This is a genomic window from Dyella telluris (assembly GCF_014297575.1).
Taxonomy (GTDB): Bacteria; Pseudomonadota; Gammaproteobacteria; order Xanthomonadales; family Rhodanobacteraceae; genus Dyella; species Dyella telluris.
In genome coordinates, this window is sequence record NZ_CP060412.1 from 2,361,123 (window position 1) to 2,384,917 (window position 23,795).

Sequence of the window (23,795 nt, forward strand, 5' to 3'; positions counted from 1 at the left end):
CGGTCGATACACTCGCCCATGGCCCTGTGACAAGATGTGTACCACAGGGGGCTTATGACCATGGGAGGGAGTGTCCGTGCCGGACCTCGTCATACGCCATATCGACAATCTCATGGCCGAACGCATCAAGGCGTTGGCCAAGGATCGGCAGTGGTCGATCAATGACGTGGTGCTGCACGCGTTGCGCCACGGCCTTGGCATGGCCTCGTCGAACGTCTTTGCCGAAACCATGCTCGACCCGGGTGACCTGACCACCTTGGGTGGCCAGTGGGACGCCAAAGAGAAAGCCGCATTCCAGGAAGCCGTGCAGGCGCTTTCCCGGGCACCGGCCGCGGCGCTGGCCCTGGGCAGCAACGTGCTGCTGGGTGACGAAGGCCCCTGATCAGCGCGGCGCGGGGTAGAGCGCACCCAACACGCGCGGCCCGCGCGCGCCGGTAACCGCCGGCAGGTTGCCGGGCAGCCCCAACAGCCGCTGGCGTGCCAGCCACGCAAACGCCACGGCCTCCAGATAATCCGGATCCACGCCATGCGCCGCGGTGCTCGCCAGCGCGCGAGTGCCCAGCCGTTCGCCGAGTCGTGCCATCAACACGGCGTTGTGCACGCCACCGCCACAGGCCAGCACGTCGACAGCGGACGGTGCATGGCGGTCGATGGCATCGGCAATGCTGCGCGCGGAAAGCTCCAGCAAGGTGGCCTGCACGTCGGCGGGCGATAGTCCCGCGACACCGGGATGGTGCTCGAGCCAGGCGAGGTGAAAATGCTCGCGGCCGGTGCTCTTGGGCGGCGGCAGTTCGAAATACGGGTCGGCCAGCAGCGCGTCGAGCAGCGTCTCGTCCACGCGGCCCGAGGCGGCGAACGCGCCGTTGGCATCGTAGGCCGCGCCGCGATGGCGCAGGTGCCACGCATCCATCAGCCCGTTGGCCGGGCCAGTGTCGAAACCGAACACCTTGCCCGCCGGATCCAGCACCGTGATGTTGGCGATGCCGCCCAGGTTGAGCACCACGCGCACGGCGTCCCCGCGACCCAGCAGCATGGCGTGCACGGCAGGCAGCAGCGGCGCGCCCTGGCCGCCGGCGGCCACATCGGCGCGGCGGAAGTCGGCCACCACGTCGATGCCGCAACGCTCGGCGATCACCGAGGGGTCGCCCACCTGCAGGGTGAATGGAAACTCGCCCGACGGGCGGTGGCGCAGGGTTTGTCCGTGCGAGCCAATGGCGCGCACCGATGCAGCCAGGGCCGGGTTGCGCGCGAGCAGCTGTTGCGAGGCGTCCGCGAAACATTGGCCGATGGCCACGTCCAGGCGTCCGTAGGCATCCAGATCCAGTCGCGTCTCGTCCTGCGCCACGGCAAGAATGCGTGCGCGCAGGTCATCCGGCCAGGGATGCGTAAGGGCATCGACCAGTTGCGGCGTGTTGTTTTCAAAGCGGACCAGCGCGGCATCGATGCCGTCGGCGCTGGTGCCCGAGATCAGGCCAAGGTAAAGCGCCGAAGCGTCGTCCACGGGGAATCAGTCGTCGTTGCGTTTGGTGCCGCTGGCCTTGGCCAGCTTGATGTTGGCGTCCAGCGCCTTCAACCGGGCCAGCTGCGGCTGCACCACCTGGGCCTTGAACTTGGCCAGCTGGACGCCGGGCAGGGGTTCGGGCTTGGGCAGGGTGACCTTCTGCGGATCGCGCTGCACGTTGTTGACGCGGAATTCGTAGTGAAGATGCGGGCCGGTGGCCAGGCCCGTCATGCCGACGTAGCCGATCACGCTGCCCTGGCTCACGTGCTGGCCGACCTTTTCCGGGCCGAACTTCGACATGTGGCCGTAGGCCGTGCTGATGCTGCCGTTGTGCTGGATGATCACGAAGTTGCCGTAGCCGTTCATCCAGCCTTTGAACTTGATCGTGCCATCACCCGCCGCGTGGATCGGCGTGCCGGTCGGCGCGGCGTAGTCCACGCCCTGGTGGGCGCGCATCAGGCCGAGGATGGGGTGCATGCGTGCCGCGCTGAACTGCGAGGAGATGCGGGTGAAGTCCACCGGAATGCGCAGGAACGACTTCTGGATCGGGCGGCCGTCCTCGCTGAACCAGCCGTAGCTGCCGTCGTCCTTCTTGAAGCGGTACGCGGTATAGCGCTCGCCGTCGTTGACGAACTCCGCCGCCACGATGTCGCCCTCGTGCAGATAGGCGCCGTCGCGGTACACGTCGTCGTAGACCACGGTGAAGCTGTCGCCCTCGCGCAGGTCCTGCACGAAGTCGATGTCGTATTTGAAGAGGTCGGCCAGCTTGAGCACCATCTGGGTGCTCATGCCCGCCTTGGAGCCGGCGGCGAACAGCGAGCTGTCGATGGTGCCGTGGGCCACGTGTTCGCGGCGTTCCACTTCGCGCGCATCCGCGGTGACCGTGGCCTTGTCGCCGTCGAAGCGCATGGTGGTGCGGTTGGACTCGTCCTTGTCGAAGCGGATGCCCTTGAGGCTGCCGTCGCTGTCCAGCAGGAAATCAAACTCCTGGCCGGGACTGATATGGTGCAGTGCCTTGGCATCGCCGGACTGATCCACCACATGCTGTACGTCGGTCAGGCTGAGGCCCTGGCTCTGGAACAGGTCCGACAGGGTCTGGCCCGGCTGCACCTGCACGATGTGCCAGTCTTCGACGGTCGGGCCCTGCGCGACTTCCGGGGCGACCTTGGGCAATTCCAGCGGCAGCACGGCGTGGGCGGTGGACACGGAGTCCGGTCGCATCGCGCTCGCCCAGGCGGGAATCAGGAAGCCGGAAACGGCCGTAATAAGGAGAGCGGTGCCGGCGAGGATCCAGCGCTCGCGGTGCCAGCGGATAGGCTCGGCCTCTCCATGACAACCGAAGGACCAGTGGGCACAGCGCTCATAAAAGTGAGAGTGGCGTTGCTGCGCCTTGCGACGCATAGCCAGTTTTCGCGCAGAACGCGCGGCCTCGTTTCTCTCACCCATGCCCGGTGTACCCCAGGTACCAAAATTCTAATTGCCGCGTACCATAGCGGCCCTGTGTAAAGGGCGTCAACGCCTTTTCCATCAATGGGTTGCGATAATTTTTTGGTTAACGCACACTTAACGGAACCGGGCCGGAAACCGTGATTTCCGGCGCAGTCCAGACAACGAAAATTTGAGGAATCCATGAACGAGCTTGAGCAGGCGCTGGCCACCATCGCGCGCGGCGCCGACGAAATCATCAAGCAGGAAGAGCTGGCGGCACGCCTCAAGCTCGGTCGTCCGCTGCGCATCAAGGCCGGTTTCGACCCGACCGCGCCGGACCTGCACCTGGGCCACACGGTGCTGCTCAACAAGATGCGCCAGTTCCAGGATCTGGGGCACCAGGTGATTTTCCTCATTGGCGACTTCACCGGCATGATCGGCGACCCGACCGGCAAGAACGTCACGCGCAAGCCGCTTTCCCGGGAAGACGTGCTGGCCAATGCCGAGACCTACGCCGAGCAGGTCTATAAGGTGCTGGACAAGGAGCGCACCGAGCTGCGCTTCAATTCCGAGTGGTTCGGCCAGATGACAGCCGCCGACATGATCAAGCTGGCGGCCCAGCACACCGTGGCCCGCATGCTGGAGCGCGACGACTTCTCCAAGCGCTTCGCCGGGCAGCAGCCCATCGCCATCCACGAATTCCTCTATCCGCTGGTGCAGGGCTACGACTCCGTCGCGCTCAAGTGCGACGTGGAGCTCGGCGGCACCGACCAGAAGTTCAACCTGCTGATGGGCCGCGCCCTGCAGGAGCACCACGGCCAGCCGCCGCAGATCGTGCTGACCATGCCCCTGCTCGAGGGCCTGGATGGCGTCAACAAGATGTCCAAGTCACTGGGCAACTACATTGGTATCAATGAGCCGGCCATCGACATCGTCACCAAGACGTTGAAGATCGGCGACGACCTCATGTGGCGCTGGTTTGAGCTGCTCAGCTTCGAAACCTCGATGGCCGACATCGCACATATGAAAGAAGAGGTGGCCAGCGGCGTGCTCAACCCGCGCGACGCCAAGCTCAAGCTGGCCCGCGAACTGGCCACGCGTTTCCATGATGCGGCAGCGGCAGAGCAGGCGATCGCCGGTTGGCACGCCGTCGTGCGTGGCGAAGGCGACACCAGCCTGTTGCCGCTTACTGAAATTGCAGTGCCCGCCGAAGGCCTGCGTCTGCCTGCACTTCTTACTGCAGCAGGACTCACACCTAGTAATGGCGAAGCGAACCGCAAGCTCAAGGAACGCGCAGTGCGCATCGATGCTGAAGTCGTCGAAGACGCACAACGCGTGTTTACCCCGGGTTTTGAGGGGGTTTTGCAGATCGGCAAGCGCAACTTCGCACGCGTGTTGTTGACGCTCGCATGAGTTGATCGCGATGACGCAACGTCATCGCGATGCATCGAACAACTAAGTTTCGCGTGAGAACAACGCTTTACGCGAAACATGAAAAATAATTTCAAAAAATGCTTGTCAAAGGTGGGGGGGCTACCTATTATTCGCCTCCCGCCGCTGGCATCGCCCTCCGGACGGCAACAACGACAGCAAAAAGATTTCGCTGAAGGTGTTGACGGACAGGAAAAACGATGTAAGATGAGCGGCTCACTCGGAACGAAATGTTCCAGCGCTGAAACGGAAACGGTCAGCAAGTGATTGAGATCTTTGACAGTGTGCGCAGGTGACTTGTGTGGGCGCCTTGCGGTGGATGACTGAATGTCAAACATATGCAAGCGCCTAACCAAGAGAATCAAGTTTAAACGCTTGACGTTTTACGGTTAGGGTTAACGCTTCAGAAAGATAGATCAGCTTCGGTTGATCGAAAACTTAAGTGAAGAGTTTGATCCTGGCTCAGATTGAACGCTGGCGGCATGCCTAACACATGCAAGTCGAACGGCAGCACAGTAGAGCTTGCTCTATGGGTGGCGAGTGGCGGACGGGTGAGTAATGCATCGGGATCTACCCAAACGTGGGGGATAACGTAGGGAAACTTACGCTAATACCGCATACGTCTTACGAGAGAAAGCAGGGGACCTTCGGGCCTTGCGCGGTTGGACGAACCGATGTGCGATTAGCTAGTTGGTAGGGTAATGGCCTACCAAGGCGACGATCGCTAGCTGGTCTGAGAGGATGATCAGCCACACTGGAACTGAGACACGGTCCAGACTCCTACGGGAGGCAGCAGTGGGAATATTGGACAATGGGCGCAAGCCTGATCCAGCAATGCCGCGTGTGTGAAGAAGGCCTTCGGGTTGTAAAGCACTTTTATCAGGAGCGAAATACTACCGGCTAATATCCGGTGGGGCTGACGGTACCTGAGGAATAAGCACCGGCTAACTTCGTGCCAGCAGCCGCGGTAATACGAAGGGTGCAAGCGTTAATCGGAATTACTGGGCGTAAAGCGTGCGTAGGCGGTGACTTAAGTCTGTTGTGAAATCCCCGGGCTCAACCTGGGAATGGCAATGGATACTGGGTCGCTAGAGTGTGATAGAGGATGGTGGAATTCCCGGTGTAGCGGTGAAATGCGTAGAGATCGGGAGGAACATCAGTGGCGAAGGCGGCCATCTGGATCAACACTGACGCTGAGGCACGAAAGCGTGGGGAGCAAACAGGATTAGATACCCTGGTAGTCCACGCCCTAAACGATGCGAACTGGATGTTGGTCTCAACTCGGAGATCAGTGTCGAAGCTAACGCGTTAAGTTCGCCGCCTGGGGAGTACGGTCGCAAGACTGAAACTCAAAGGAATTGACGGGGGCCCGCACAAGCGGTGGAGTATGTGGTTTAATTCGATGCAACGCGAAGAACCTTACCTGGCCTTGACATGTCTGGAATCCTGCAGAGATGCGGGAGTGCCTTCGGGAATCAGAACACAGGTGCTGCATGGCTGTCGTCAGCTCGTGTCGTGAGATGTTGGGTTAAGTCCCGCAACGAGCGCAACCCTTGTCCTTAGTTGCCAGCACGTAATGGTGGGAACTCTAAGGAGACTGCCGGTGACAAACCGGAGGAAGGTGGGGATGACGTCAAGTCATCATGGCCCTTACGGCCAGGGCTACACACGTACTACAATGGTCGGTACAGAGGGTTGCAATACCGCGAGGTGGAGCCAATCCCAGAAAGCCGATCCCAGTCCGGATTGGAGTCTGCAACTCGACTCCATGAAGTCGGAATCGCTAGTAATCGCAGATCAGCTATGCTGCGGTGAATACGTTCCCGGGCCTTGTACACACCGCCCGTCACACCATGGGAGTGAGTTGCTCCAGAAGCCGTTAGTCTAACCGCAAGGGGGACGACGACCACGGAGTGGTTCATGACTGGGGTGAAGTCGTAACAAGGTAGCCGTATCGGAAGGTGCGGCTGGATCACCTCCTTTCGAGAACGACATCTTCATTCCCGCAAGACGTCCACACAAGACACCTGCACATCCTACGCATGCCACAGGGCATGCTGGCCGAAAAGGCCGAGCTTTATGGGTCTGTAGCTCAGGTGGTTAGAGCGCACCCCTGATAAGGGTGAGGCCGGTGGTTCGAGTCCTCCCAGACCCACCACTTAGGCAACGCCTCATTGAACGGTGACGTTTGATGGAAGCACCTGGGGCCATAGCTCAGCTGGGAGAGCACCTGCTTTGCAAGCAGGGGGTCGTCAGTTCGATCCTGACTGGCTCCACCACTTTACGGATGTGTAGCGCACACATAGATTATTTTGAAACAACCCGGCATTGTGGCCGACGTTGTGTTCTTTGAAAAAATGTAAACGAGTGACAAGCGTTTTGGTTCGAAACCGAACCGAGATGTGTCGTTGAGGCAATTAAGCGAACGCGTTGTTTGGACATCGATTCGTATCACCTCGTAAGTGATGCGGTATCGGCCCCGAGGCGACTTGGGGTTATATGGTCAAGCGACCAAGCGTATACGGTGGATGCCTTGGCAGTCAGAGGCGATGAAGGACGTGGCAGCCTGCGAAAAGTGTCGGGGAGCTGGCAACAAGCTTTGATCCGGCAATGTCCGAATGGAAACCCACTCCGCAAGGAGTACTGCAAGATGAATACATAGTCTTGCAGGGCGAACCCGGGGAACTGAAATATCTAAGTACCCGGAGGAAAAGAAATCAACCGAGATTCCGTCAGTAGCGACGAGCGAACGCGGACTAGCCCAAAAGTCTCTAGTGTTTTAGCCGAACGGTTTGGAAAGGCCGGCCATAGCGGGTGATAGCCCCGTAGGCGAAAGGGCATTAGAGATGAAATTGAGTAAGGCGGGGCACGAGAAACCCTGTCTGAACATGGGGGGACCATCCTCCAAGGCTAAATACTCCTGACTGACCGATAGCGAACAAGTACCGTGAGGGAAAGGCGAAAAGAACCCCGGAGAGGGGTGAAATAGACCCTGAAACCGTATACGTACAAGCAGTGGAAGCCCGCAAGGGTGACTGCGTACCTTTGTATAATGGGTCAGCGACTTACTGTCAGTGGCAAGCTTAACCGTATAGGGGAGGCGAAGGGAAACCGAGTCTGAATAGGGCGCATAGTCTCTGGCAGTAGACCCGAAACCGAGTGATCTATCCTTGGCCAGGTTGAAGGTGCGGTAACACGCACTGGAGGACCGAACCCACATCTGTTGCAATAGATGGGGATGAGCTGAGGATAGGAGTGAAAGGCTAAACAAACTCGGAGATAGCTGGTTCTCCTCGAAAGCTATTTAGGTAGCGCCTCGTATGAATCTTCCTGGGGGTAGAGCACTGTTATGGCTAGCGGGCCATCGCGGCTTAGTAAACCATGGCAAACTCCGAATACCAGGACAGAATGTACGGGAGACACACGGCGGTGCTAACGTCCGTCGTGAAAAGGGAAACAACCCAGACCCGCAGCTAAGGTCCCAAAGTTATAGCTAAGTGGAAAACGATGTGGAAAGGCATAGACAGCCAGGAGGTTGGCTTAGAAGCAGCCACCCTTTAAAGAAAGCGTAATAGCTCACTGGTCGAGTCGGTCTGCGCGGAAGATTTAACGGGGCTAAGCTATACACCGAAGCTCGGGGTGCACACTTTGTGTGCGCGGTAGAGGAGCGTTCCGTAAGCCTGTGAAGGTGAGTTGAGAAGCTTGCTGGAGGTATCGGAAGTGCGAATGCTGACATGAGTAACGATAATGGGGGTGAAAAGCCCCCACGCCGAAAGCCCAAGGTTTCCTCGCGCAACGTTCATCGGCGCAGGGTGAGTCGGCCCCTAAGGCGAGGCAGAAATGCGTAGTCGATGGGAAGCTGGTTAATATTCCAGCACTTGTCTGTAGTGCGATGTGGGGACGGAGAAAGTTAGGTCTACCGGGCGTTGGTTGTCCCGGGGAAAGGCGGTAGGCATGAGGGTTAGGCAAATCCGGCCCTCTTTATGCCGAGCACCGAGACGAGTCCTATTGGACGAAGTGACTGATACTACGCTTCCAGGAAAAGCCACTAAGCTTCAGCTACAGAGAAACCGTACCGTAAACCGACACTGGTAGGCAGGGTGAGAATCCCAAGGCGCTTGAGAGAACTCGGGTGAAGGAACTAGGCAAAATGGCACCGTAACTTCGGGAGAAGGTGCGCCCTCCGGCGTGGTCACGTGCGTGACTGAGCGCTAGAGGGTCGCAGTAACCTGGCCGCTGCGACTGTTTATCAAAAACACAGCACTCTGCAAACACGAAAGTGGACGTATAGGGTGTGACGCCTGCCCGGTGCTGGAAGGTTAATTGATGGGGTCAGCCGCAAGGCGAAGCTCTTGATCGAAGCCCCAGTAAACGGCGGCCGTAACTATAACGGTCCTAAGGTAGCGAAATTCCTTGTCGGGTAAGTTCCGACCTGCACGAATGGCGTAACGACAGCGGCGCTGTCTCCACCCGAGACTCAGTGAAATTGAAATCGCTGTGAAGATGCAGCGTTCCCGCGGCAAGACGGAAAGACCCGTGAACCTTTACTACAGCTTCACACTGAACGTTGAGTTCTTCTGTGTAGGATAGGTGGGAGGCTATGAAACCGAGACGCTAGTTTCGGTGGAGCCATCCTTGAAATACCACCCTGAAGTGCTTGACGTTCTAACCTAGGTCCGTTATCCGGATCAGGGACCGTGTGTGGTGGGTAGTTTGACTGGGGCGGTCTCCTCCCAAAGAGTAACGGAGGAGCACGAAGGTACGCTCAGCGCGGTCGGACATCGCGCACTGTGTGCAAAGGCATAAGCGTGCTTGACTGCGAGATCGACGGATCAAGCAGGTACGAAAGTAGGTCTTAGTGATCCGGTGGTTCTGTATGGAAGGGCCATCGCTCAACGGATAAAAGGTACTCCGGGGATAACAGGCTGATACCGCCCAAGAGTTCATATCGACGGCGGTGTTTGGCACCTCGATGTCGGCTCATCACATCCTGGGGCTGTAGCCGGTCCCAAGGGTATGGCTGTTCGCCATTTAAAGTGGTACGCGAGCTGGGTTCAGAACGTCGTGAGACAGTTCGGTCCCTATCTGTCGTGGGCGTTGGAGATTTGAGAGGGGCTGCTCCTAGTACGAGAGGACCGGAGTGGACGTTCCGCTGGTGTTCGGGTTGTCATGCCCATGGCATTGCCCGGTAGCTACGAACGGAAGCGATAACCGCTGAAAGCATCTAAGCGGGAAGCGCGCCTCAAGATGAGATCTCCCGAGACTTCGAGTCTCCTTAAGGCACCATCAAGACTAGGTGGTTGATAGGCACGGTGTGGAAGTGCAGCAATGCATTGAGCTTACGTGTACTAATGAGCCGTGAGGCTTGACCATATAACCCCAAGACGCTTCGTGAGCATTGCTCAACGAACCATCTCGGACGAATTCGCCCAAATCGCTTGTCACTCGTTTACACCCTCTGCGGAACTGGCGCATCAACTGCGCTGTTCCCACCCTTTCCCTGGCGGCTATAGCGCTGTGGTCCCACCCGATCCCATCCCGAACTCGGAAGTGAAACGCAGCTGCGCCGATGGTAGTGTGAATCCTCATGCAAGAGTAGGTCACCGCCAGGGGCTTTATCCCTCAAACGCCTTCCCATCCGGGAAGGCGTTTGTCTTTGCGCGAAAGGAAAGTTGGCGTGATTCCGCGCACGCGGTTGCGCTGCAAAAGGGAATTCTCCGCGCTGTTCCGGCCGGCCTTATCGCCTATCATGCTCAGTCCATCCTGCCTGCATGTCGCGGAGCGCTGCTGTGTTTGTCCATGTCGAAACTCACCGTCGCCGACACGTGCAGTGGGCCACCGTGCTCCTGGTGGTGTTGTGCGTGATCAGTTTCGTCGGCCTGGCGTTGATGCCTGGCCCGCAGCGCATGTCCATGTGGCTCGAATGGGGCACGGTGCCGGCGAATATCTTCGATCCGAAGGCGCCGCTGCTGCCGCAATTGCATGATCCTTCGCTGCTCAGGCTGTTCACCGCGCTGTTCATCCACCTGGCGTGGCTGCATTTGCTTGGCAACCTGCTCTTCCTGGTGATTTTCGGGCTACCCGCGGAACGGGCGCTGGGTTCGTTGCGGTTCCTGCTGCTTTTCGTCATTGGCGGCATGGTCGCCAATCTGGTCGGCGCGTTGTCGCTGGCCGGCGTCCGGTCGCCGATCATCGGCTGCAGTGGCGCTGTTTCCGCGGTACTTGGCACTTATATCGCGCTGTTTCCTCGCGCCCGACTGGGCCTGGTGCTACCGCTGGGGTTCTATCTGGAATTCGTTCGCGTGCCGGCGTTCCTGCTGATCGGCATCTGGGTGCTGCTGCAACTGCTCTTCAGCTACGTCGGCCCGAGTTACGGTGCGGTGGTCTGGTGGACGCACATTGCCGGCTTCCTGTTTGGCGTGGCGTTTGCCCTGTTTTCCCGGGATGCCATTGCCCGGCGCCTGCGCGGCTAAAATGGCGCCATGCGCACCAAGAAACTCTACAAAGTGACCTTTCTGCACCTGGGCAAGTGCTACGAGCTCTATGCCCGGCACGTTGCGTCCAGCAGTCTCTGGGGCTTTACCGAAGTCGGTGAACTGGTCTTCGAGCCGGTGGGTGAGGGTTTGCTGGTCGACCCCACCGAAGAGAAGCTGCGCGACGAGTTCAAGGACACGCGGGTGCTTCATCTGCCCATGCAGTCGGTCGTGCGTATCGAAGAAGTGGAGAACAAGGGCGCCCTGGTGATTCGCGATGCAAGCGATGGCCAGAAGATCACGCCCTTCCCCATGCCGCCGCGTGGCCGCTGAGCCGCCTAAACGTGGCGGAATATCGCGATCACGATCTCCAGCACGATCAGTACGATGATCGCCAGCTCCAGCAGTTCGCCGCGCTTGCCTGACGCTTCCTCGTAGAGCGCCGCGTAGCTGTCCCGGATGATGGCCAGTTTGCGATCCACCGCCTTGCTGACGTGCGGCACGCGAAACAGCTCCAGCGCCGCGGCGTACACGCGCGCCAGGTACACGTCTTCGGTCACCTGCAGTGCGTTGTCCACCTTCTCGGTGATCTCGGTGACCTCGGCCACCAAGGTATACAGATGGCGGGCGAGGTCCGCGTAGCGTCGCGCCGCCAGCGGGTTGGCGACATGGTGTGTTGCCTCCACCAGGTCGTACATGCGCGGCAGCTCGGCATCGAGCAGTTCGTCGTAGTAGCGCAGCTCAAGCAGCTGGGCATTGGCGACTTCCAGCACGTCGACCACATCCGAGTCGTCGCGCGGCTCAACGATGAATGCGCGATCCCAGGTAAGCACGGCAAGATCGTCGGTGTAGTAGGAAAAGCGTTGCCGAAGGAGTTCCTGCCGGGCCTGTTCCGACAGTGGACGCGATTCGCCGGCCAGCATGGGCACCAGGTCGAGATCATCGTGCAGCGTTGCCGTGCTGGTGACGCCATCGAGTGAGTGCACCAGCCCCAGCAGGTAGTCCTCATGCAACGGTGCCTGGCTGGGACGCAGCAACGCAGGACGCATGATGCCGGTGATCTGCACCACCATCCGGTTCCAGACGTCCGTGCCTGAGGCAATACCAAGTGCGGCATCCACGGCATTCACGCGGGCACTGAAATCCATCCACGTCAGGTCATTGGCCGGCACGCTGATGGAAAAGGCCGCCACGCCAAATTCGTACAGCCTGGCTAGCGCCGTAGCCTGCAAGGTCTGCCCGGCGATTTCCACGTCCAGGGGACCCAGCGTGAGTTCCACCGGCGGCACGCCAAACGTCATCGCCTTCGGTGATGCCGTCATCAATCGGCTGCGCGCCGCGGCCGTGCGTGCCTGTCGTGCCCACAGGGATTCCGCGGCGGTCAGGTCGATGGCATCGGCAATATCGACCAGCCGCATCGCGATGACCGATGCCCGGTGTACATGCGGTTGGCTCGCCATGGTGTCTGCCTTTGCCCTCATGCCCATGAGGTGATTCTAGACAGCCGCCGTGACAGCCGTGTCAGCCGGCGGCGAGTCCGTGATGGCGGGAGAACTGCCGGAACAGCCGTCGCGCCAGCGGGGTCGGTGCCACCTGCCGGAAGGCGTGGTGGGGATCGAACCCTTCGCGTTTCATGTCGTTCTGCTTGCGATGGATGTACGCGCGCATCACGTCGGCATTGAATTCAGGATGGAACTGCGCACTCATCGCATTCTTGCCGTAACGCACCAGATGGTTCGGGTCGCGATCGGAGCTCACCAGCACCGTGGTGCCTTTGGGCAGCTCAAGCACGCTCTGCTCGTGCGTGGCGTGGGCACGGAACGTGGCAGGCAAGGCGCCGGCCACGGCGTCGCCCTTGGCCGCATCGAGCACGTTCAGCGTCACCGTGCCGATCTCACGGCCACCGGGCAGATAGTCCACGCGACCACCCAGGGCGTGGGCCATCAGCTGATGGCCGTAGCACACGCCGAACATGGGCAATTCCAGATCCATCGCATCGCGGATCCATCCCGCAGTGCGCTCGCTCCACGGTGCACGCTCGGTGACCATGGCCGCGGAACCGGTGATCAGCGCGCCGGCCACGTCGTTCGGCGACGGAAGCGTTTCGCCTCTTTCTACGTCAACGACGCGAATGCGCTCGGGCGAGAGCTGGGCACCAAGACGGAACCAATGAGGAAAATCACCATGCCGCGCGCGAATGGGATCGGGGGCGCGACCGGTGCGGATGATCAGGACAGGCTTCATGCGTGACGATGAATGATGGGATGGACAATCAGACACCGTCAGACGGCGCCATGTTCAATCGGAGGAATAACAGTGAGCACTTCCTTCACCGTGGTGACGCCGCGCGCCACCTGCGCCGCCGCGGAAATGCGCAGCGGCTGCATACCTTCGGCAAGCGCGGCGTGACCGAAATGGCCAAGGTCCAGCTGCGCCGAGATCAGGCTGCGCAGGCGCGACGTAAGAGGCAGCATTTCATAGATGCCAGTGCGTCCCATGAAGCCGGTATTGCGGCATTCAAGGCAGCCTACCGGCCTGAATACCTTGGCGGGCACCGCCACCGACCAGCCGTGCGTCAGCGCCGTCCATTCGTGCGGCTCCTGATCGGTTTCTTCCTTGCAGTGCGGGCATAGCGTGCGTACCAGTCGTTGCGCGACCACGCCGGTCAGCGTGGACTGGATCAGGTAATGCGGCACGCCAAGATCGAGCAGTCGGGTGATGGCGCTGGGTGCATCGTTGGTATGCAGCGTGGACAGCACCAGATGGCCGGTCAGCGACGCCTGCACGGCCATCTGCGCCGTTTCCAGGTCGCGGATTTCGCCCACCATGATGATGTCCGGATCCTGGCGCAGCAGCGTGCGCACGCCCATGGCGAAATCCAGGTCGATGGCGGGCTGCACCTGCATCTGGTTGAACTCGGGGCTGACCATTTCGATCGGGTCTTCCACCGTGCATACGTTGAGCTCGGGCGTCGCCAGGTGCTTCAGCGTCGAGTAAAGCGTGGTGGTCTTGCCCGAACCGGTGGGGCCCGTCACCAGCACGATGCCGTGCGGGCGCTCCACCATCGTGCGCCAGATGGTGTCTTCGTCGGCCGAGAAGCCCAGCTGCGAAAAATCCTTGGCGACGATGTCCGGATCGAAGATACGCATCACCACCTTCTCGCCGAACGCCGTGGGCATGGTGGAGATACGCAGTTCCACCTCTCGCCCGGCAGAAGAACGCGTCTTGATGCGGCCATCCTGCGGGCGACGCTTCTCGGCCACGTCCATGCGCGAAAGAATCTTGATGCGCGCGGTAACGGCCGTCATCACCGGCGGCGGCAGCTCGAACACCTTGTGCATCACGCCGTCGATGCGAAAGCGCATCAGGCCCGCGTCGCGACGCGGCTCCAGGTGGATGTCCGAGGCGCGCTGTTCGAAGGCGTACTGCAGCAGCCAGTCCACGATGTGCACGACGTGGCGGTCGTCCGCACCGACTTCGCCGCTCTTGCCCAGTTCCAGCAACTGCTCGAAATTGAGGATGCCCGAAGGCGTGCCCTGGCCCTTGGCGTCCTGCGCCAGCTGGATCGAACGCTGCACGCCATAGAACTCGGCCAGGTACCGGTTGATGTCGATCGGGTTGGACACCACCCGCTTCACATCGCGGCGGATCATGTGCGACAGATCCGCGGCCCAGCTGCTGTCGAAGGGCTCGCAGGAGGCAAAGGTCACTTCGCCCGGCGCTACCGCCACCGGCAGGATGCGATGGCGCTCGGCGTAGGCGCGGCTGACCACCTGGGTCACCGCGGCCACGTTGATCTTCATCGGGTCGATCTTCAGGTACGGCAACTGGGCATGGCGGGCCAGCCACTCGGTCAGCGCCTCCAGGCTCAGCGGCCGGCCGGGTTCACGCTGGTTGGGCAGCTTGGCATTGGCCACCAGCACCAATGGGTGCAGCTCCACCGTGCTGCGCCCGCTGCGCGAGCCCATGCGGACCTGCTTGGCGTCCTCGGCCAGCAGGTAGCCGTCGACCACCAGCGTGGCCAGCATGTCATCCAGCACCAGTCGGTTGTGCCGCCCGAGCAGGGACACGGATTGCGGTGATGCGGCCATGCGGTGATCTCTCCGGTAGGCTTTCTTCGCCGGAATCCAGCGAAGAAAGCGGTCCGGGCTATACTAACGCGCTTTATCCAAGCCCACGGGAAGCCATGTCCGCGCGCACCTTCCAGGATGTGATCCAGACCCTCAACCGCTACTGGGCGGCCCAGGGTTGTGTCTTGCTGCAGCCCCTCGATACCGAGGTTGGCGCCGGCACCTTCCACCCCGCCACTTTCCTGCGTTCGCTCGGTCCCGAGCCGTGGGCTGCGGCCTATGTGCAGCCCTCGCGCCGTCCCACCGACGGCCGCTACGGCGAAAACCCCAACCGCCTGCAGCATTACTACCAGTACCAGGTGGTGATGAAGCCCAACCCGGACAACATCCTGGACCTGTACATCGGTTCGCTGAAGGAACTGGGCCTGGACCCGCTGGTGCACGACCTGCGCTTTGTCGAGGACAACTGGGAATCGCCCACGCTGGGCGCCTGGGGCCTGGGCTGGGAAGTCTGGCTCAACGGCATGGAGGTGACGCAGTTCACCTACTTCCAGCAGGCCGGCGGCCTGGAATGCCGTCCCGTGACCGGTGAGATCACCTATGGCCTGGAACGCCTGGCCATGTACCTGCAGAACGTGGACAACGTCTACGACCTGGTGTGGACCGAAGGCCCGCACGGCAAGGTCACCTACGGCGACGTCTTCCACCAGAACGAAGTGGAACAGAGCACCTACAACTTCGAGCACGCCAACGTGCCCGAATTGCTGCGCTGGTTCGACGTATGCGAAGGCGAAGCCAACAAGCTGATCGCCGCCAACCTGCCGCTGCCTGCTTACGAACAGGTCATGAAGGCCAGCCACACCTTCAACCTGCTCGACGCGCGCCGCGCCATCAGCGTGACCGAACGCCAGCGCTACATCCTGCGCGTGCGCACGCTGGCCCGCGCGGTGGCCGAAACCTATGTCGCGCAACGCGAGAAGCTCGGTTTTCCGGGCCTGAAGAAGAACGTGAAGGAGCAGGCCGCATGAGCGCCGCCACCAAGCCGCTGTTGATCGAGCTGGGCACCGAAGAACTGCCGCCCAAGGCGCTGGACGAACTGGCCGCTGCGTTCCTGCGTGGCATCTGCGACGGACTGGCCAAGCGCGGCGTCGATGCCGCCCTGGATGAAGCGAAGCAGTACGCCTCGCCGCGTCGTTTGGCCGTCCATATCCCGTCGGTGGCAGTGAACCAGCCGGAGCAGAGTGTGGAGCGTCGCGGCCCCGCGGTGAATGCCGCGCTGGACGCGAATGGCCAGCCGGGCAAGGCCCTGCAAGGCTTTGCGCAGTCCTGTGGCGTGACGGTGGAGCAGCTGGAAAAGCTCGAAACCGACAAGGGGTCGTGGTTCGTGTTCCGCGCCGTGAAGCCGGGTCAGCCGGTGGCCGCGCTGCTGCCGGAGATCATCGACGAAGCGCTCAAGGGCCTGCCGATTCCCAAGCCGATGCGCTGGGGTGATCACGATTACACCTTCGTGCGCCCGGCCCACTGGCTGGTGATCCTGCATGGTTCGGACATCATCGACGGCTCCGTGCTTGGCCTGACCAGCGGCCGCAAGTCGCGCGGTCATCGCTTCATGCACACGCAGCCGGTGCACGTGTCCGACGCCGATATCTGGCTCGACTCCATGCGCGCCGCCAAGGTGCTGGCCGACCCGGCCGAACGTCGCCAGAAGATCCGTGACGAAGTGGCCCGCGCCGCCAAGGAAACCGGCGGCGTGCCGCAGCTGGATGACGCGCTGCTGGATGAAATCGCCAACCTCACCGAATGGCCGGTGGCCATTGCCTGCACGTTCGAACGCGAGTTCCTCGCGGTGCCGCCGGAAGCGCTGGTCACCACCATGGAGACCAACCAGAAATTCGTGCCGGTGTTCGACGCCGAAGGCAAACTCACCGAGCACTTCATCGGCATTGCCAACATCGAGAGCAAGCAGCCCTCGGAGATCCGCAAGGGCTACGAGCGCGTGATCCGTCCGCGTTTCGCCGACGCCAAGTTCTTCTGGGACGAAGACCTCAAGACGCCGCTGGCCGGTTACCAGGACCAGCTGAAGAACGTCACCTACCAGCAGGCGCTGGGCAGCCTGTGGGACAAGACGGTGCGTGCGGCCGAGCTGGCGCGCATCATCGCCGGTCGCGTCGGTGTGGACGCCGGCGCCGCCACGCGCGCGGCCGCACTCAGCAAGTGCGACCTGCTCACCCGCATGGTCGGCGAGTTCCCGGAACTGCAGGGCGTGATGGGCCGTTACTACGCCTCGCACCATGGCGAAGCGAAGGACGTGGCCGACGCGCTGGACAGCTACTACCAGCCGCGCTTTGCCGGTGATGCGATCGCTGCTGGCCCGGTGGGCCAGGTGCTTGCCGTGGCCGACCGCTTCGACACGTTGGCCGGCATCTTTGCCGTCGGCATGAAGCCCAGCGGCAACAAGGATCCGTTCGCGCTGCGTCGCGCCGCCCTCGGCCTGGCCCGCACGCTGGTCGAAGGTGGCCTGGAGCTGGACCTGCGTGGCAGCTTCGTCGAAGCGCTGGAACTGCTGCCGGAAGCCGCGCTTGCTGCCGGCCTCAAGCCGGGCAAGGACGGCAAGGCGCCGGTGCTGGATGCCGGTAAGCGTCGCGCCGCGCTGGCCGACGAACTGGTCGATTTCGTGCTGGATCGCCTGCGCGGCTACTACGCCGAAAAGGGCTTTGGCACCGAGCAGTTCGAAGCCGTGCTGGCCGTGTCGCCGGACAGCCTGGTCGATTTCGACCGTCGTCTGCGCGCGGTGAGCGAGTTCGGCCGTCGTCCGGAAGCCCTCAGCCTGGCCGCCGCCAACAAGCGCGTGGCCAACATCCTGCGCAAGCAGGCCGAAGAGGAAGGTGCGGCCCCGCTGGGTACCACGGTGGATCCGACCCACTTCGAGGCCGATGCGGAACGTGCCCTGCACGCCGCGCTGGATGCGGCACGCGCCGATACGCAGGCGCCGCTGCAGGCCGGCGATTATGCGGCGGTGCTGACGCGCCTCGCACAGCTGCAGGCACCGGTCGATGCCTTCTTCGACGGCGTGCTGGTGAATGCCGAAAACCCTGCCGTGCGCGCCAACCGCCTGGCCCTGCTGGGACAGCTGAAGGCTCAGTTCGGCGCCATTGCCGATATCGCCCGCCTCTAAGGCAGGCCATCGCCCAACAAAAAACGGCAGCCAGTTGGCTGCCGTTTTTTTATGCCGGTTATCCGATCAGGCGACTCAGGCCACGACCTGGCGGCCGCGCTTCACGCGTTCGTGCAGGCGCTGGTTGAACGAGACCATGGCCGTGGCGTCCACGTCGGTGCCGCCCGGACCCAGGATTTCGTACAGGTCCGCCAGCATGTCGGCGTTGTCGGCCAGGGTCAGGCGGCTCTCGGCCAGGTCGAGTTCCGACTGCAGGATGCGCAGCGCCGTGTTCAGGCGGTTCGGATCCATCGCCATGCCGCTGGCATGCAAGGTATCCGCCGCGGTGCGCAGCTTGGAGCGATGACGGTTGGCCGAGGCTTCCGCGTTCGGCAGATCTTCGCCCGAGGCCATGGCGTCGGTGACCTGGATCTGGCCTTCGCCCGCCACCAGCCACACCAGCGAAATGCCCAGGGTCTTGGCCAGCGTGACGCAACGCGCACGCGAGGGGTCGGTGTTGCCATCGCGCCAGCTGCGCACGACGCCTTCGGAGAACCCGCACATACGTGCGATCTCGGTGACGCTGCCCACCCGCTGGATCAGCACCTTGATGCGATCGGCAAAGGTAGAAGCGGTCTCGTTGGTCGAAATTTTCTGCATGTTCATCGCATTTCCCTGGCGGATGGCGACTTGTGAGTGGGAGCGTGGCCCGAAAAACCGAATGTCAGCGTGAAGCAAGCGTTATGAAAACGTTGACACTCGTAAGAATCTTCCCATAAGGTCGTAAGTTCTTGGTAGTCGTAGCCCTCGAACAGCAACTTCTACCGAGACCAAGAACGCAACGGTTGCGAATTGGTAATCACGAATCCGCCGGCTTGTTCAGCTGGCAGACAGCAAGTTCCGGGGTGCAACGCCTTTGGAACCTGCCACTTGCAAGGCAAGGCGGTTTTTTTGCGTCGGCGGGGGCCGGCGTTTTTACTGGGGAGAAAAACATGCAGTACCGCAAGAAAGTTGACAACAAACTTACGGTCGCCGTGCGTCTGGCGTTGGCCGTAGGTACCTTCGCGGCGATGTCGCCGGCTTTTGCCCAGGACGCGTCCTCGGCCAGCCAGAACGACGCCAAGAAGCTCGAGGCCGTCACCGTGACCGGCTCGCGTATCCCGCGCGTGGATGTGGAAACCGCCCAGCCGGTGGTCACCATCGACCGCAAGCAGATCGAAAACCAGGGTTTCACCTCGGTTGCCGACATCCTGCAGAACCTCACCGAAGTGGGCACCCCGCCGATCAGCCGCGCCAACGCGCTGTCCTCGGGTGAAGACGTGGGTGGCTACTACGTCGACCTGCGCAACCTCGGTGCCAACCGCACCCTGATCCTGATCAACGGCAAGCGCCTGGGCGCCAACACCTCCGGCCTGCAGGACCTTGGCCAGATCCCGGTGTCCGTGATCGACCGCATCGAAGTGCTGAAGGACGGCGGTTCGTCCATCTACGGTTCGGACGCCATCGCCGGCGTGGTCAACGTGATCACCCGCAGCAACTTCACCGGCGCCGAAGCCAACGCCTATGTGGGCGAGTACGACCAGGGCGACGGCAAGAACCAGAGCTACGACTTCACCATCGGTACCGCCAATGACCGCGGTTCGATCATGGCCAGCGCGCAGTACCAGAAGGACGATCCGGTCTGGGCGAAGGACCGCGATTTCAGCGCGTATCCCTCGGGCCCGTATCACCAGACCGCCAGCTGGAGCGCCGTCACCCAGAACGGTTCGTTCAGCGGCCCCTGCGGCCCGGGCGGCGCCAAGGCCACCTGTACGCTCACGCCGGGCACCGACCCGCGCAACATCGCCAACTACCAGCCGCTCACCTCGGATCGCTATGCAAACGCGAACCAGGAGATGACGCTGCAGACCGGCACCGAGCGCACCTCGCTGTTCGTGGCCGGCAAGTACAACCTTGAAGAGAACATCGCCTTCAAGACGGACTTCCTCTACAACAAGCGCTCGACGTTCCAGCAGATCGCCGGTTATCCGTACCAGTCGGCCAACTGGAATCCGAAGACCCCGCTCTCCGGTCAGAGCTATTTCAACCCGCTGGGCACGGACCTGCAGTTCGCCCGTCGCGGCTGGGAAGTTCCGCGCACCACCACCAGTGACCTGGAAACCTATCGCTGGACGGCCGGTTTTGAGGGCTACTTCGAGGTTGGCGGTCACACCTGGAACTGGGACGTTGGCGCGATGACCAATCGCAACAATATGCTCAAGACCGGACACGGTGACTTCAACCTGGTCAACGCTGCCAAGGCGTTGGGCCCGTCGTACATGGGCTCGGATGGCAAGGTGCACTGCGGTACCGCCGCCAACCCGACCAGCGGCACCTGCGTGCCGTGGAACCCGCTGCTGCCGTACGGCCAGGCCGGCGCCGGCTCGCTGTCCGATCCGGACCTGCAGTCGTTCCTGTTCCCCGAATTCCATGACACCGGCAAGACCACGACCGTCGACTACACCGCCAACATCGCGGGTACGGTGCCGGGCCTGCCGGCCGGTGAAATCGGCATTGCCGCCGGTGTGGAGCATCGCCAGGAAGACGGCCGTTTCGTGCCGGACGCCTTCAACCAGGCGGGCCTGAGCTCCGGCCTGGCGGCCACCACCACCAAGGGCAAGTACTCGGTGAACGAGGCTTACCTTGAGTTTGACGTGCCGCTGCTGAAGGACATGACGATGGCGCGCGAGCTGTCGATCGACGTGGCCACGCGCTACTCCGATTACGACAACTTCGGCAACACCACCAACAGCAAGGCCAGCCTGAAGTGGAAGCCGATCGACGACCTGCTCGTCCGCGGCAGCTGGGCGCAGGGCTTCCGCGCGCCGACCATCTCCGACCTCTACGGCGGCATCGGCAGCAGCTTCGAGTCGTACACCGATCCTTGCGATGCCGGTCATGGCGCCTCGCACGGCAACCCGGCCGTGGCTGCCCGTTGTACCGGCGGCTTCGGTGGCCAGCCGGCTGTGGCGGCGAACTACCAGCAGCTCGGCCAGGCACTGGTGCCCTGCAAGACCTATCCCTGCCAGACCAACTACCAGTTCATCACGGGCTCCAACCCGAACCTGACGCCTGAAACCGCCACCACCCGTACGCTGGGCCTGATCTACAGCCCGCACTACCTGGAAGGCTTCGACGTCTCGCTCGACTGGTACAAGATCGACATCAAGAACGTGATTGCGTCGGACGCCGTGCAGGACATCCTGGACGACTGCTATGTGGGTGGCATTGCTTCGCGCTGCGCCAACTTCACGCGTGATCCGGCCACCGGTGTGATCACCAACATGAACTACGGCCTGACCAACAAGGGCTGGCAGAAGACCGCCGGTTACGACTTCGGCGTGAACTACCGCTTCACCGTGGCCTCGATCGGCCAGTTCGCCGCGCGCTGGAATACGACCTACGTCGACTACCTGAACGTCAAGGCTGACGACAACCCGTCGACCATCGTGCAGCCGCTCACCGGCTACGGTGGCAACTTCCGCACGCGCTCGAACCTGTCGCTGGACTTCACGCGCGGCCTGTTCGGCATGACCTGGACGATGCGTTACTACTCCGGCATGACCGAGCGCTGCTCGTGGGCCGATGAGTGCAACGATCCGAACCACATCGATCCGTTCAACGGCGCGCAGGCGCAGCGTCACACCGGTTCCACCACGTTCAACGACGTGCAGTTCCGCTGGACGCTGCCGTGGAAGGGCATCATCTCGGTGGGCGCCAACAACGTGTTCGACAAGCAGGGCCCCATCATGTACTCGAAGCCGAACAGCTCCTTCGTGTACTACGGCGGCTTCGACATCGGCCGCTTCTACTACCTGAAGTACTCGCAGCGCTTCTAAGCAACACCGCTGCAAAACGCGAAGGGCGGCCCTCCTGGGCCGCCCTTTTTGTTCACGGGCCGTTTAGGCGGCTATTCGCTGCGGCATACGCAAGCGCATGGAGCCAACTTTTACAAGGCCTTACCTTTGGGCTATGCTGATAACTTCCCCCGTGTAGAGTCGAGGCGTGTTGGGCGCCTGTTGGTTCTCGCGCTAGCCCTGACAATCGATAGAGGTTTCCCATGCGCCGTCTTGTTTGGTCGCTGATGTCAGTCGCTGCTCTGGCTCTCGCCGGCTGTGGCAATTCTTCCCAGTCGCCCGAGGGTGGCAACGCCGCCCAGGCACCGGCTGCGGCCAACCAGGTCACCGGTCAGGTCACCCTGCCCGAGGGCAGCAGCGTGTCCGCTACGGCCAAGCTGGACCTCACCCTGATCGACGTGAGCCAGGCGGACAGCAAGCCGCTGGCGACCAAGACCGTCGAGCCGGCCAACACCCTGCCGGTCTCCTTCGAGCTCCCGTTCAACGCCAGCGACGTCAATCCGCAGGGCATGTACGTGCTGCAGGCGACGCTGACCGATGGTGATCGCGCCTATAAGCCGCACCTGCAGACCCCCGTGCTCAACGGCAAGCCCTCCACCGGCCTGACCGTGCAGCTGTTCCCGGAACAGACCCCGGGCGAGAAGGAGCTGGCTGCCTTCACCTCCGTGCAGAAGCAGATCGGCGGCATGAAGATCAGCAACGGCACCAAGCTGGAAGACAAGGTCTCCCGCGGCTGGCAGGTGTTCCGCGAAGCCGGTGAAGTGAAGTTCATCCGCGAAGACGTCGACTACGGCGACAAGGGCTTCACCAGCACCGATTACGCCTACAAGGACGGCAAGCCGTGGGTGGTCGTGCAGCAGAAGAAGGCCAGCCGTGAAGGCAAGGCGTCCTCGACCGAGCGCGCTGCCTGGACGGCGGATGGCAACCTGGTGCTGAAGACCAACGAGCAGGGCGGCAAGAGCTCGCCGCTGGCCGATGACGAAGCAGCCAGCCTGCAGAAGCAGGCACAGAGCATCCTGAACCTGGCAACGGGCGGCAAGGGCAAGTAAGCCCTCGCGGTTTCAAGGTTCCGAGAAAGCCGTCCATGAAAGTGGGCGGCTTTTTTCTTGCCTGTGATTTGGGCGTATGGACGTCCAAACGCCAGGCTTGGCGACGGCCTGCTCCCTCTCCCCGTCGGGGAGAGGGTTGGGGTGAGGGGCCAATCTAGCCTCAACTTCCGCCCTCCCTCACCGTCCTTCCTGCGAACCCCGAAAAGGGGGCAAGGGCAGGAGGCGCTCTTCAACCGCCGAAGGGCGGGTCATCCGGTGACTTTGCTTTCGGCCTCAAGCGTCCCCGCGACCTGGCCGCCTGCGCGGCGGGCGTTTCGACCTCCTGCCGGAGGCCGGGTCACTTTTCTTTGCTTGCCCAAAGAAAAGTAACCCAAAGAAAGGGCACCCCCGTCGCATCGCCGGCCGATAAAGCCGGCCGGTTCGTGAGGGGCGGCCGGGCTTTTCGACAGGACATCCATGTCCTGTCGAAAAGGGATCGGCCTCCTTGCCGATCCCCCTGCGGGCCTGATCGTCCGCCCCTCACCGACGCTCTAGGGGGCTTCAAAAGCCAAAGCCGAAGCCAAAGCCGAAGCCAAAGCCAAAGCCAAAGCCAAAGCCAAAGCCAAAGCCAAAGCCAAAGCCGAAGCCGAAGCCGAAGCCGAAGCCGAAGCGCGGAGTGCGGAGTGCGGAGTGCGGAGTGCGGAGTGCGGAGCCGACGGCACTGGCCGTTGTATCGCGCATCGCGTGGCGTGATTGGCGAGCGGGTCCAAGGAATGTCACCCAACAAAAAAGCCGCCCGCTTGCGCGGACGGCT

Annotated in this window: 15 protein-coding genes, 2 tRNA genes and 3 rRNA genes; 13 read left to right on the top strand and 7 right to left on the bottom strand. The window is 61.9% G+C overall.

What is annotated here, in order from left to right:
- Positions 1-76 precede the first annotated feature (76 nt).
- A complete protein-coding gene (locus H8F01_RS10615; protein WP_187058988.1) occupies positions 77-382 on the top strand; it encodes a hypothetical protein in 306 nt (101 codons plus the stop codon).
- On the opposite strand, the gene H8F01_RS10620 is transcribed toward H8F01_RS10615, so the two are convergent.
- Entirely contained in the window at positions 383-1,501 is a 1,119-nt protein-coding gene (locus tag H8F01_RS10620) for an anhydro-N-acetylmuramic acid kinase (protein WP_187058989.1), read from the bottom strand. It abuts the gene before it with no gap.
- A 6-nt stretch (positions 1,502-1,507) separates the two neighbouring features.
- Positions 1,508-2,947: an OapA family protein gene (locus H8F01_RS10625; RefSeq protein ID WP_187058990.1), complete on the bottom strand. Its 1,440-nt coding sequence runs from the start codon at positions 2,945-2,947 to the stop codon at positions 1,508-1,510.
- Between the two features lie 183 nt (positions 2,948-3,130).
- Here H8F01_RS10625 and tyrS point away from each other — a divergent pair, with 183 nt between their 5' ends.
- The 8 genes from tyrS to H8F01_RS10665 all read left to right on the top strand — a co-directional run bounded on the left by tyrS (position 3,131) and on the right by H8F01_RS10665 (position 11,166).
- The gene (tyrS, locus tag H8F01_RS10630) at positions 3,131-4,342 is read left to right on the top strand and encodes a tyrosine--tRNA ligase (protein WP_187058991.1); all 1,212 of its coding nucleotides are present in this window, start codon (positions 3,131-3,133) and stop codon (positions 4,340-4,342) included.
- A 457-nt stretch (positions 4,343-4,799) separates the two neighbouring features.
- Positions 4,800-6,343 (top strand): 16S ribosomal RNA (locus H8F01_RS10635).
- Positions 6,344-6,441: 98 nt separating this feature from the next.
- Positions 6,442-6,518: transfer RNA gene (locus tag H8F01_RS10640), tRNA-Ile, on the top strand.
- Positions 6,519-6,563: 45 nt separating this feature from the next.
- A tRNA-Ala gene (locus H8F01_RS10645) sits at positions 6,564-6,639 on the top strand.
- Between the two features lie 222 nt (positions 6,640-6,861).
- A 23S ribosomal RNA gene (locus H8F01_RS10650) occupies positions 6,862-9,733 on the top strand.
- A 126-nt stretch (positions 9,734-9,859) separates the two neighbouring features.
- A 5S ribosomal RNA gene (rrf, locus tag H8F01_RS10655) occupies positions 9,860-9,972 on the top strand.
- The 16S, 23S and 5S rRNA genes sit together here with 2 tRNA genes alongside, the layout of an rRNA operon.
- Before the next feature lie 177 nt (positions 9,973-10,149).
- Positions 10,150-10,833, top strand: coding sequence for a rhomboid family intramembrane serine protease (locus H8F01_RS10660; RefSeq protein WP_187058992.1), 684 nt, complete (start codon positions 10,150-10,152; stop codon positions 10,831-10,833).
- Positions 10,834-10,842: 9 nt separating this feature from the next.
- Entirely contained in the window at positions 10,843-11,166 is a 324-nt protein-coding gene (locus H8F01_RS10665) for a DUF1820 family protein (protein WP_187058993.1), read from the top strand.
- A gap of 5 nt (positions 11,167-11,171) precedes the next feature.
- Here H8F01_RS10665 and H8F01_RS10670 read toward each other — a convergent pair whose 3' ends face one another.
- The 3 genes from H8F01_RS10670 to tfpB all read right to left on the bottom strand — a co-directional run bounded on the left by H8F01_RS10670 (position 11,172) and on the right by tfpB (position 14,924).
- Positions 11,172-12,293 (bottom strand): RMD1 family protein, encoded by a 1,122-nt coding sequence (locus H8F01_RS10670; RefSeq protein ID WP_238481216.1) that lies wholly within the window; start codon positions 12,291-12,293, stop codon positions 11,172-11,174.
- A 61-nt stretch (positions 12,294-12,354) separates the two neighbouring features.
- Positions 12,355-13,077 carry a glutamine amidotransferase gene (locus H8F01_RS10675; RefSeq protein ID WP_187058994.1) on the bottom strand — a complete coding sequence of 241 codons (723 nt, stop codon included), beginning with the start codon at positions 13,075-13,077 and terminating at the stop codon, positions 12,355-12,357.
- Positions 13,078-13,115: 38 nt separating this feature from the next.
- Complete coding sequence (tfpB, locus tag H8F01_RS10680) at positions 13,116-14,924, bottom strand: type IV pilus assembly ATPase TfpB (RefSeq protein WP_187058995.1); 1,809 nt, start codon at positions 14,922-14,924, stop codon at positions 13,116-13,118.
- A gap of 95 nt (positions 14,925-15,019) precedes the next feature.
- Between tfpB and glyQ the strand changes: the two genes are divergently transcribed.
- Complete coding sequence (glyQ, locus tag H8F01_RS10685; RefSeq protein WP_187058996.1) at positions 15,020-15,931, top strand: glycine--tRNA ligase subunit alpha; 912 nt, start codon at positions 15,020-15,022, stop codon at positions 15,929-15,931.
- Entirely contained in the window at positions 15,928-18,078 is a 2,151-nt protein-coding gene (gene glyS, locus H8F01_RS10690) for a glycine--tRNA ligase subunit beta (RefSeq protein WP_187058997.1), read from the top strand. The genes glyQ and glyS overlap by 4 nt, the downstream gene beginning before the upstream one ends.
- A 75-nt stretch (positions 18,079-18,153) precedes the next feature.
- On the opposite strand, the gene H8F01_RS10695 is transcribed toward glyS, so the two are convergent.
- A complete protein-coding gene (locus H8F01_RS10695; protein WP_187058998.1) occupies positions 18,154-18,723 on the bottom strand; it encodes a helix-turn-helix domain-containing protein in 570 nt (189 codons plus the stop codon).
- 326 nt (positions 18,724-19,049) lie between these two features.
- Here H8F01_RS10695 and H8F01_RS10700 point away from each other — a divergent pair, with 326 nt between their 5' ends.
- Both H8F01_RS10700 and H8F01_RS10705 read left to right on the top strand, forming a co-directional pair.
- On the top strand, positions 19,050-21,935 hold the full coding sequence (locus H8F01_RS10700; protein ID WP_187058999.1) for a TonB-dependent receptor plug domain-containing protein: 2,886 nt from the start codon (positions 19,050-19,052) through the stop codon (positions 21,933-21,935).
- 221 nt (positions 21,936-22,156) lie between these two features.
- Entirely contained in the window at positions 22,157-23,002 is an 846-nt protein-coding gene (locus H8F01_RS10705) for a DUF1481 domain-containing protein (RefSeq protein ID WP_187059000.1), read from the top strand.
- A gap of 540 nt (positions 23,003-23,542) precedes the next feature.
- On the opposite strand, the gene H8F01_RS10710 is transcribed toward H8F01_RS10705, so the two are convergent.
- Complete coding sequence (locus H8F01_RS10710) at positions 23,543-23,722, bottom strand: hypothetical protein (RefSeq protein WP_187059001.1); 180 nt, start codon at positions 23,720-23,722, stop codon at positions 23,543-23,545.
- Between the last annotated feature and the right edge of the window lie 73 nt (positions 23,723-23,795).